At 37.5% G+C, this 10,560-nt stretch carries 10 protein-coding genes and 5 pseudogenes; 7 read left to right on the forward strand and 8 right to left on the reverse strand.

The features are described from left to right. Positions 1-126 precede the first annotated feature (126 nt). The 4 genes and pseudogenes from FTU19_RS15025 to FTU19_RS15040 all read right to left on the reverse strand — a co-directional run. A pseudogene (locus tag FTU19_RS15025) lies at positions 127-270 on the reverse strand (YHS domain-containing protein); the annotation flags it as partial. 11 nt (positions 271-281) lie between these two features. Further along, on the reverse strand, positions 282-932 hold the full coding sequence (locus tag FTU19_RS15030; RefSeq protein WP_004281871.1) for an isoprenylcysteine carboxylmethyltransferase family protein: 651 nt from the start codon (positions 930-932) through the stop codon (positions 282-284). Further along, complete coding sequence (locus FTU19_RS15035; RefSeq protein ID WP_004755892.1) at positions 929-1,201, reverse strand: DUF2933 domain-containing protein; 273 nt, start codon at positions 1,199-1,201, stop codon at positions 929-931. The genes FTU19_RS15030 and FTU19_RS15035 overlap by 4 nt, the downstream gene beginning before the upstream one ends. Positions 1,202-1,229: 28 nt before the next feature. Beyond that, positions 1,230-1,661 carry a hypothetical protein gene (locus FTU19_RS15040; protein WP_005407407.1) on the reverse strand — a complete coding sequence of 144 codons (432 nt, stop codon included), beginning with the start codon at positions 1,659-1,661 and terminating at the stop codon, positions 1,230-1,232. Between the two features lie 364 nt (positions 1,662-2,025). Between FTU19_RS15040 and FTU19_RS15045 the strand changes: the two genes are divergently transcribed. The 5 genes from FTU19_RS15045 (at position 2,026) to FTU19_RS15065 (ending at position 6,922) form a co-directional block, all read left to right on the forward strand. After that, the gene (locus FTU19_RS15045) at positions 2,026-2,406 is read left to right on the forward strand and encodes a copper resistance protein CopC (protein ID WP_004681441.1); all 381 of its coding nucleotides are present in this window, start codon (positions 2,026-2,028) and stop codon (positions 2,404-2,406) included. A 64-nt stretch (positions 2,407-2,470) separates the two neighbouring features. Next, positions 2,471-3,352, forward strand: a complete 882-nt coding sequence (locus tag FTU19_RS15050) for a copper resistance D family protein (protein ID WP_005021625.1) — start codon at positions 2,471-2,473, stop codon at positions 3,350-3,352. Between the two features lie 469 nt (positions 3,353-3,821). Further along, entirely contained in the window at positions 3,822-4,016 is a 195-nt protein-coding gene (locus tag FTU19_RS15055) for a heavy-metal-associated domain-containing protein (RefSeq protein ID WP_004281879.1), read from the forward strand. Positions 4,017-4,194: 178 nt separating this feature from the next. After that, positions 4,195-6,672, forward strand: coding sequence for a heavy metal translocating P-type ATPase (locus FTU19_RS15060; RefSeq protein ID WP_004281880.1), 2,478 nt, complete (start codon positions 4,195-4,197; stop codon positions 6,670-6,672). A 157-nt stretch (positions 6,673-6,829) separates the two neighbouring features. Then, a complete protein-coding gene (locus FTU19_RS15065) occupies positions 6,830-6,922 on the forward strand; it encodes a YHYH domain-containing protein (protein ID WP_257225475.1) in 93 nt (30 codons plus the stop codon). A gap of 45 nt (positions 6,923-6,967) precedes the next feature. Here FTU19_RS15065 and FTU19_RS15070 read toward each other — a convergent pair whose 3' ends face one another. After that, the gene (locus FTU19_RS15070) at positions 6,968-7,234 is read right to left on the reverse strand and encodes a metal/formaldehyde-sensitive transcriptional repressor (protein ID WP_005006352.1); all 267 of its coding nucleotides are present in this window, start codon (positions 7,232-7,234) and stop codon (positions 6,968-6,970) included. Positions 7,235-7,314: 80 nt separating this feature from the next. Here FTU19_RS15070 and dmeF point away from each other — a divergent pair. Then, positions 7,315-8,256 (forward strand): annotated as a pseudogene (gene dmeF / locus FTU19_RS15075) (CDF family Co(II)/Ni(II) efflux transporter DmeF); the annotation flags it as partial. A gap of 128 nt (positions 8,257-8,384) precedes the next feature. Then, positions 8,385-8,486: pseudogene (locus tag FTU19_RS16475) on the forward strand (TetR family transcriptional regulator); the annotation flags it as partial. Positions 8,487-8,562: 76 nt separating this feature from the next. Here FTU19_RS16475 and FTU19_RS15080 read toward each other — a convergent pair. The 3 genes and pseudogenes from FTU19_RS15080 to FTU19_RS15085 all read right to left on the reverse strand — a co-directional run. After that, positions 8,563-9,177, reverse strand: coding sequence for a thiol:disulfide interchange protein DsbA/DsbL (locus FTU19_RS15080; RefSeq protein ID WP_004281236.1), 615 nt, complete (start codon positions 9,175-9,177; stop codon positions 8,563-8,565). A 177-nt stretch (positions 9,178-9,354) separates the two neighbouring features. After that, positions 9,355-9,494, reverse strand: a pseudogene (locus FTU19_RS16450) (cation transporter); the annotation flags it as partial. A 902-nt stretch (positions 9,495-10,396) separates the two neighbouring features. Next, positions 10,397-10,560, reverse strand: a pseudogene (locus FTU19_RS15085) (IS6 family transposase); the annotation flags it as partial.

The following is a 10,560-nucleotide window of genomic DNA, read 5'->3' on the forward strand; positions in this document are numbered from 1 at the left end:
GAAAGTTGGGTGTATTTCTTCATTGTGTGCTTTCCAATTGCGAGTTGAAAAAGTCTAATGATTCTATGAATACACCTAACTTTTTCAACTAATTACAAATGTGTTGCACTTGGGATTTGAATCTGCGCTGCAAAAAAAGTAAGTTTTCCCCTTAAATTCCTCATGGTATTTCGATTCTTCAGTGACGGTCATACCACAGACTGGGTCTTTCAGTACGTCTGTTGTAGCCTGTGCCATATGGTCCTGGTTATGATTTTTTTGATCTGACATAAATAATTCTCTTATGGTAAAGTGGTTTTATGGCCGAATTTTGGAATAAATCTCGGAGTCTGTTGAGCATAGCTGTCATAGACAGCGCCAAACTGTTTACTCATTTCAGCCTCTTCCTTAATTGCCAAGCGGCTGTACATTAAGAGTAGGATTGGAAACATAATCAGTGTCAGTAAAGTTGGCCATTGCAATAAAAAACCCAGCAAGATCATCACAAAAGCCACGTATTGTGGGTGACGTATACGTGCATAAGGGCCTGTGATCGCTAAAGAATGCTGACGTTGCGCGTTGTACAGCACGTGCCATGACGTTGATAACAGGTAAAATCCATAGCCCAAGAAAACGTAACTGGCGATATGCAAAATGCCAAAATGTGGATCACCTTTTTCACCTAATAGCGTTGACCACAAGTGACCTGCATTATGAGAAAGTAAGTCAAGTTGAGGGAAGCGAGTTTGAAGCCAACCAGATAACAGGTAAATGGTTAAAGGAAAACCATACATTTCGACAAATAGAGCAATGATAAAAGCCGAAAAGGCCCCAAATGTACGCCAATCGCGCGCAGTGGAAGGTCTAAAAAAACTGAAAGCGAACATGATAAAAACTGCTGAGTTAATGATAACCAGCGTCCATAAACCATAAGCCGATTCCGCATGATTCATGAGGGGTCTCCTGGTTCGCGTGATTTTTTATTATCTGATGTGTCTGGATTTTTCTGTTGATGATGGTGATGTCCATGACCACCATGCATAAAAATATGCATGAGTGGGCATGCTAAAAGGAGTAAAAAGGGTAAAACACCAACGACATGGGCCAAATGCTCGGTTAAGAGAAAATAGGCTGCCACACCACCAATCACGAATAGGCCGATGGCATAACGTGTAGACCAAAAGTTAGGTACTGAATTATGTTCTTGAGGTTGATGGTTCATGGTGCTTCCCTCTCTAATTCATGGGTAATTATTTAGTTGTGGAGGGAGGCATACAGTCCATCATCATCTGCATCATGGATTGCATCATGTCCATACGTTTTTCCATCATTTGCTGACGGTCAGCCATATTGGCATTCATGCTTTGGCTACCCATCTGTTTCATCATGCTTATACCTCCTTGCATGAGTTTCATGTGCTCAGCCATAAGTTTCTGACGTTCTTGCGGGTTTTTTGCAGCCATCATCTTTTCATGCATGGCTTGCATCGCTTTCATGTGTTGGTCCATTGCAGCCATTTTGTCTGGAGTCATCGTGCCAGTAGCTGTCTTTTTAACAGTGACTGTGGATGGAGGAGTATTTTCTGGGTGATGAGTTTTATGCTCTTCAGGATTTTGGGCTAATGCACCTAGAGCGGCAGTGGTTATACAAAGTGCGAGTAAAGTTTGGCGGATATAAGTCATGGTATTTTCCTTCCATCAGTTGATCAGCCGATACAACCTTTAAATGAATGAAGCAAACAAATAGAGAGAGGTAGTTTTCATTTATTTGCTCCACTCATTCTTTTGATGAAGTTGATCGCTGGTTATGCCACCGGTGTTTTACTTAGGTGGTAGCTGGTTATAGTCAATTTTTTTATTTCTATTGAATAATTTTATCACTTGAGTCTATTGATTTTTAAAAATGACAAAAATGTAATTTTGAAGTCATCGCTCTGTTTCTGTCTCTCACTAATAATTGAAATATAAGAGGAGATGATGTGGTCTCATTAAATATAGATTTTATAAAGTCATCTCTAATGAACTAACGAATCAAGAGGAAACGTAAATGAAATTATTTCAAAATAAAATGACTGCTCTACGTAATGTTGTAGTAGCTGCAACGATGATTGTGGCTACTACAACTACGTTCGCTCATGTGAGTTTAGTGAGTGCGATTCCTGCGGAAAATGCATCTATCCTTAGTCAACCAAAGAACTTGACCCTTAACTTTGGTGCAGAGGTTATGTTGATGAATATTAAGTTACTGGATGCTCAGCGAAGAGATGTTCCTTTAAAATATAAAGTTACTCATGACTTAAAGAAATCCTTTGATGTCGCTCTTCCGAAACTGAAAAAAGGTAAATATACCGTTGTCTGGACAACAATGGGGAAAGATGGTCACAACATGAATGGTGAATATAGTTTCACTATCAAATCAACTAAATAAGAATTGATTACCTTTCAACATGTCAGTGAGGTGCTGGCATGTTGTTCTAGAATGGACAAAAATAATGATTTCTGAATATTGGATGTGGGCCACTTGGTTAACTAAGGTTATTTTATATTTAAGTGTAGCTTTTGTCGTTGGTGGAGCCTTTTGCTATTTTTTACTTAGACAATATCTTGAACTAAAAGAATCGATTCTTAAATATATTACAATTGGCGCTGGATTAGGCCTAATTTCCAGTACCTTGGGATTTTTTATTCTGATTGGTAGTTTTGCCAATACTGGTATTACAGGTATGGTGGACCCCACGTATATTAATATATTGGTTAATACTCCGACGGGGTATATATACGTTCTTCGTTCTATTAGTTTTGCTCTTTTACTTCTTCTCATGGTGGTTAAACTTAACAGGAACAAAGGTCATTTTTCTATAATTGAAAGTTCAATATTTTGTGTTTTACTTCTCCCGATTATTTTTAGTTTTTCCCAGCTCGGACATGTCGCTAATTTAACCTTACTTGCTCAAATTTTATTATCAATCCATATTCTAGTTATGTCGTTATGGATGGGGTCTTTATATCCGTTATGGAAAACCAGCCGGGAAATAAGTGGTTTACCTTTAAAAGATCGCATGCATGTATTTGGACGTATTGCTGCTTTCATTGTTGGGATATTAATCGCCTGTGGCGCTAGTGTAGCTCTTCTTTTAATTAAAGATTTTAATACCTTAATCAATACTGCATATGGCTATGGTTTCATGGTTAAAATGTTTTTTGTTATAGGTATTCTACTTTTAGCTGCCTTCAACAAATGGTATTTCACCCCGCGTCTTCAACATCCTAAATTCGCTAAACACCTTAGTCATGCCATTTTATTTGAGATGTTATTAGGTCTATCAATTCTATTAACAACAGGCTATATAACCACTGTCGTGGGTATTGAATAAGAGAATTTCAAAATAAGGGAATTGAGGAAATTTAACATTACTGCATTTATCTTTTGTAGCTGAGCAATAAAGTTTCTACTGGACTGCCAACTTACGACAATCAGAACAGTAAAATCGCATCATGAGGCATTATACATAAAGGTAGTCACCGGTTTTTAGCTTATCTTCAACCCATAACGGTCTCATCTATTCAGTTCACTACCATTGATTGAAATAACTAATCTTATAAATTTCAGAGTGATCGTAGATGACAAAAATGTCATTTTAAAGTCACATTAATGTTGGTTAAGTACTTTTACTGTAGTCATTAGAACACTCTTCTTTGGAATACTCTGAAGAAAACTGTAAGGTTGTACACAGACCAAGTTACAGCGAGTAACTGATTCAGAAAAAGGCTGGTTGTATGGTGAAAGTTTAGAGTTACTGTTCTAATGTTTTAAACAAATGTTTTGTTAAAAAGGAGCAACATATGAAATTTCACATCGCTAATATGACTTGTGGTGGTTGTGCACGCGGCATTACTACCGCAATTAAAGAGCTCGACTCGAATGCCTCACTCGATATTGATTTACAAAACCGTATTGTTGAAATCAACACAACGGTGAGTCAGGATCAAGTCATTGCCACTCTCAGTGAGCGTGGATTTACAGCTGATCCTGCTTAATCTCTGTTAGAGTAACAGTGGGAATTCCTTACCACTTTTACTCTCTCTTATTTTCCTCATCGTACAGATAAAACCTGTACTTGCTTGAAATAAAAGTAATCCCTGAATTCCCCCTAATCTTGGTTCGAGCTGATCTTCGCATATAGAACTCAGCATATCTAAATGATAGAGATCGTATATGAGTACCGAAATGACTGATACGCCACACTACAGTGAAACATTAGAGATTGAGGGGATGACATGTGCTTCTTGTGTAGGCCGTGTGGAAAAAGCTTTAAAATCTGTTGAGGGTGTTGAATCGGCTCATGTAAATCTGGCTACCGAAAAAGCAGTCATTTATGCGCATCAACCACTTGATCGCGCTACTTTAATTAAAGCCGTAGAAAAAGCAGGCTACGAAGTGGAAGCGCTGCAACCAATAGAGCTTACGATTGAGGGTATGTCATGTGCTTCTTGTGTAGGTCGAGTAGAAAAGGCCTTAAAATCTGTTGAGGGTGTGGAATCAGCTCATGTAAATCTGGCTACTGAAAAAGCGACTATTCAGGCAAGCTCATCTGTCACTCGTGACTCGTTAATTCAGGCTGTTACCAAAGCAGGGTTTGAAGCAAAGTCAGTTCATCAAACTACGGAAAGCTTTCAAGATAAAAAAAATATTGAATTAGAAAAACTTAAAAAAGATTTAATTTTGTCAGTCTTATTGACTCTACCCGTTTTTATTTTAGAAATGGGATCACACCTGATTCCCGCCTTTCATACGTTTATGATGGATAACATTGGCCAACAAAATAGCTGGTTAATGCAATTTTTCTTGACCACAGTAGCATTAATTTTTCCAGGCCGACGCTTCTTTAAAAAGGGCATCCCAAGTTTATTCCGCTTAGCACCAGACATGAATTCCTTGGTGGCTGTAGGAACATTGGCTGCTTATCTTTATTCAGTGGTTGCTACTTTCTTTCCAAGTGTCCTGCCACAAGGCACGGTCAATGTTTATTATGAAGCTGCAGCGGTTATTATCACTTTAATTCTATTAGGTAGATTTTTTGAAGCCAAGGCAAAAGGCCGAACGTCTTTAGCAATTCAACATCTAGTTGGAATGCAGCCTAAAGTTGCCAGAATACAGCTCAATAATCAGGTGATAGAAGTTCCGATTGCCGAAGTTCAAACAGGAACGATTGTAGAGATTAGACCAGGCGAGCGTATCCCTGTCGATGGTGAAGTTATTCACGGCCAAAGTTTTATTGATGAATCCATGATTACTGGCGAGCCTATGCCCGTTGAAAAAACGATAGGCTCTACTGTGGTAGGAGGAACAATTAACCAAAGTGGCAGCTTAAATATCAAAGCCACCTCTGTTGGTAGTTCATCAGTGCTTTCTCAAATCATCCGAATGGTTGAACAGGCACAGGGTTCCAAGCTGCCTATTCAAGCATTGGTTGATAAAATTACCATGTGGTTTGTACCTGTAGTAATGGGTCTCTCTCTTTTAACTTTTATTACTTGGTTTATCTTCGGCCCTGAGCCAGCCCTAACGTTTAGCTTAGTTAATGCAGTTGCGGTACTCATTATTGCATGTCCTTGTGCAATGGGACTTGCAACGCCTACATCAATCATGGTGGGAACTGGGCGTGGTGCTGAAATGGGTGTTTTATTCCGTAAAGGGGAAGCTTTGCAGCTGCTCAAAGAAACTAAAGTGGTTGCTGTTGATAAAACAGGGACCCTGACTGAAGGGAAACCAATTTTAACCGATCTGCATGTCTTAGAAGGGTTTGAATACAATGCCGTACTTTCACTTATGGCAGCCGTTGAATCAAAGTCTGAGCATCCTATTGCTCGAGCAATTGTACAAGCCGCTATAGATAAGGAATTAATCCTGTCTCCTGTTGCTGATTTCAAGTCAGTCACGGGCTATGGAATAGAAGCAACGGTGTCTGAACATTTGGTTCATATTGGTGCAGATCGATATATGGAAAAACTAGGTTTGAATCCTAATGTTTTTTCTCAATTTTCGGATCGTTTGGGAGAAGAAGGAAAAACCCCTCTCTATGTTGCGATTGACCAGAAACTTGCTGCCATTATTGCTGTAGCAGATCCAATTAAAGAATCAACATTTGCTGCAATTGAAGCGTTACATCAGTTAGGTTTAAAGGTTGCCATGATTACAGGTGATAACCGTCATACAGCTCAAGCGATTGCAAAAAAACTAGGTATTGATGAGGTTATTGCAGAAGTCTTACCTGAAGGTAAAATAGAGGCCGTTAAAAAATTAAAAAATCAATATGGTAAACTCGCATATGTTGGAGATGGCATTAATGATGCCCCTGCACTTGCAGAAGCAGATATTGGTTTAGCAATAGGTACAGGTACAGACGTAGCTATTGAAGCTGCTGATGTGGTTTTGATGTCTGGCAACCTGAAAGGAGTGCCAAATGCTATCGCTTTAAGCAAAGCGACTATAACCAATATTCGTGAAAATTTATTTTGGGCATTTGTTTACAATGCAGCTCTGATTCCTATTGCAGCAGGTGTACTTTATCCGCAATTTGGACTGCTACTTTCTCCTGTATTTGCTGCTGGTGCAATGGCTCTCTCGTCAATATTTGTACTAGGAAATGCTTTACGATTAAAACGTTTTAAAGCCCCCCTTGCAATTATTTAACCATTTTTTATATACATTTAAAGTTTTGTTGGCTTTACTTTATATATTTGGAAATGGTCTAAGCCATGTTGGCTTTTATTAAATATCATACAGTTGATATTCTAATTATTTGAGAGGGATTAAGATGAAAAGAATTTTATTAATATGCTTTATAGGCATGTCATTTACCTATGCGAATGCTCATTCTGGGGGAACGAACTTACAGGGTTGTCATACCAACAGTAAAACTGGTGATTACCACTGTCATTAATAGGTGCGCACACAGTTTTTTTATTTAAAAGACTGTGCTTTAAAGTTATAAGTAGCGTTTAACTAAAGCTAAAAATTCATTTAGTTCTTTTTCCTTTATTTTCTCAGTATCACCGAGTACATGTTCTCTAAGATGAAGTTCTATTAACTCATTCATTAAGCCATTTATCGCACCTTTAATTGCTGCAACTTGCTGTAATACCTCAATACAAGAATTTTCAGAATTTAAAATATTCTGTTCAAGGGCATTAGTTTGACCTTGAATTCGTCTAATCCGATTTAAAATTTTTTTGTTCTGATTTAAGTGAGACATACTATTCAACCTCAAGAACATATACTATGGGGGAGTATTAATTGTGGTGCAATAAAATGTAATATCTAAATAATGTTAAAAGTGACCATTCGCATCAATTTGACGAAGGAAATCCTTTAGCACAAAAGAAAATTTTAATCGCAACCATCCTCACTGGTGTAATGATGGTGTTTGAAATTTTTGGAGGATGGTTCTTTAATTCCATGGCTTTATTGGCTGATGGATGGCATATGAGTTCTCATATGTTGGCATTGGGCTTAGCTTATTTTGCCTATAAAATGGCTCGAAAATATGCTCGTGATCAGAGATTCTGTTTCGGTACATGGAAGATAGAAATCTTAGCTGGATATTCGAGTGCCATTTTATTGATGGTTGTTGCTGTATTCATGGGTGTTCAATCGATAGAACGTTTATTCAATCCTGTGAATATTCACTACAACGAGGCAATTTCAATTGCGATTGTTGGCTTGATCGTTAATTTTATTTGTGCCTGGTTACTACGTGAAAATGGTCACCACCACCATCATCATCACTCTCATGATGACCATGACCACCACCACGATCATCATCACTCTCATGATGACCATGACTTAAACCAGAAAGCCGCTTTTCTTCATGTAGTAGCAGATGCAGTAACTTCTGTATTAGCGATTATTGCACTTTTCGCAGGGAAGTATTTTGGATGGGATTTTTTAGATGCAATTCTAGGGATCGTAGGTGCAGTGCTTGTAGCACAATGGTCTTGGGGATTGATTAGAGAAACAGGTAAAACATTGCTTGATGCAGAGATGGAACATCCTGTAGTAAAGGAGATTCAGGAAGTTGTAGAGGAATTAGATAACCAAATTATGATTACTGATCTGCATGTCTGGAAAGTAGGTAGAAGTAAATTTTCATGTATTTTATCCCTAAATACAGTTAATGACTCCTTAACAGCAGAGGTAGTTCGTAAAGCTTTGTCAATTCATGAAGAGATTGTTCATATTTCTGTTGAAATTAACAAGAATTTCCATGTTGTTTAAATTAATATTTATTCCTTTTAAACTTTATCAGTCTATTTATGTAAATCTTAGATTAGAATTTGTTTGTTGTAGAGCGTCGGGGCGCCTCGGCAATTCTGCGTGTTGAAATAGAAAGGAAAATTCATTACTTTAAAGCGCAAAGCGTGTTGCAGATGCAGCTCTTATTCCGAGGAATTTTACACTGGTATCGCCCGCCGATAGAAACACCAGATCCGGCAGTCAGGACGTAAATAACCATTCCTCCAGTTTAAATAAAAAAACCTGCAGATTCGATGCAGGTTTTTTTTAGAGATAATCAATCGCGTCTTATTTGGCTTTACGCTCTTTCTCGATCAGGTAATTCACCACCTGAATGACTTTGGCATCATTACCCTGCACAATATATTTACCATTCACGGTCACTGCCGGAACACCACTTAACTGATACTGAGCAGCCAGATTTTTGGCTTGGGCAATTTTCGAAGTGATCGGGAAAGATTTATAAGTGCTGTTAAATTTCGCTTCAGGAATACCATAGCGGGTATAGAACTTGGCCAATTGCGCCTGTTCTAAAATTGGACGTTGCTTATCATGAATATCATGGAATAATTGTAAATGTGCTTTTTGACGCACACCCAATGCTTCAGACACATAATAAGCACGCGCTGCCTGCTCCCAGAGTGGATTCATTGCAGCCGGCGTACGTACAAAACGTACATCTTTTGGTAATTTTTTCAACCAGCCCTGCATATGTGGTTCAAGCGCGAAACAGTGACCACAGCCGTACCAGAAGAATTCACGTACCTCAATTCTGCCCGGTTTTTCGACTTTGACTGGTTTTGCAACCACCTGATAGTCCTGACCTGCCACAAAATTGGCCATAGCATTGCCTGAAAAGGCCAAAACAGATGCGGCAACAGCTCCTAAAAGGAATTTTTTCATTGGGATTATCGTCCTCTAAATCATTATGCTTAGTGTATGGGTTCACTATAAATCAATTATGCCGGTTCCGTTTTCATGCTGCGAACTTTTGTGCTATCAGAACCGCTACATTAAAGTATGCGACTGATTTTAAGTCAGTTAATATGGCCATTCGACCGCTATGTGTTTTTAGATAATCACAAAAGTTAAACTTTGAGTAATAAAAACGGTTATAATTTCTACGATTAAAACGTAGTGGTCAAACCTACAGTAAATATTAGCTTCTTACTATTCTCTTCAGTAACAGCCGCGTGGCTCTGAGAATGATCTTCTGACATACAATAGTTTCCTTATTCTATTTACGATTAGCTGAGAGACTTGAGTAAGCCTCAATATTTCTGCTAAAAATTGCTTACTATAATTGGTCAAGAAGCTTTCTTTTCATTTATCCACCGGGACAATATTGGTAATAAAACCAACATAAGAAGGGTTGATGAGATAATTCCTCCAATAACCACATTTGCTAGTGGGCACTTTACTTTTTTCTCCAATTCCAATGCCTCCCTAACTAATTAGAGAGTTTTAAGCATTATTACATGAATCTTTCCAGTACTATTGTTGCAAATATACTAAGTTGCATATTTATTCCTGCCTATGTATAGGAGCATATGTAACCCTAAAGTTTAAAATAGTCTTTTCGGATTATTTAAAAATTTGAAAATGGTAAAGAATAAATTAAAAAAAATAAATATATTTATCATTCGATTTAAAAAAATTAATTAATCTTAGTTACACCATACTAAAAATAACTAATTTTTAGTTTTCCTAGTTATATGTGCTTCATTATAATTTTGAATTAATTCTCTTCACACCCTTTGCTTTTTTCATTGTTAATTATTTCTAAATTTTTCTCTAAGAAACGAAGTCCCCCATCAGCAAAACTACTGGTTGAAAAAACTATAGTAAAAATAACTAAAACAATCTTCATATATATATTATTGAATCTAATCATATCTTGGACCAAAAAATAATTTCTTCATATACTAATTCCTAGATATATACACCTAAATGACAACCAAATTACAAATTTGTAATTTTGTTAAGGTTTGTCCTAAAAAAAATAAATTAATACTATTTTAACAAAGATAAGTCGTTGCTGAAAAATTTGAATTGTAAGGGATTTAATTAGGCACTGTTGCAAATAGAGATTTGAGTCGATGATGTTCCCTTTAAAAAGTACTTAGAGACCGAAAACCCTGTTGATTAGACACACTTCACCTGAGGCTGACCATAATAAAATGACGATGCTTGTCCTTTACGTAGTGCACGCATGACTTCAATACCTTTAATTGTGGCATAAGCCGTCTTCATAGATTTGAATCCTAATGTGGCCCTGATGATCCG

The sequence above is a fragment of the Acinetobacter sp. YH12072 genome, from assembly GCF_013419565.1.
Taxonomy (GTDB): domain Bacteria; phylum Pseudomonadota; class Gammaproteobacteria; order Pseudomonadales; family Moraxellaceae; genus Acinetobacter.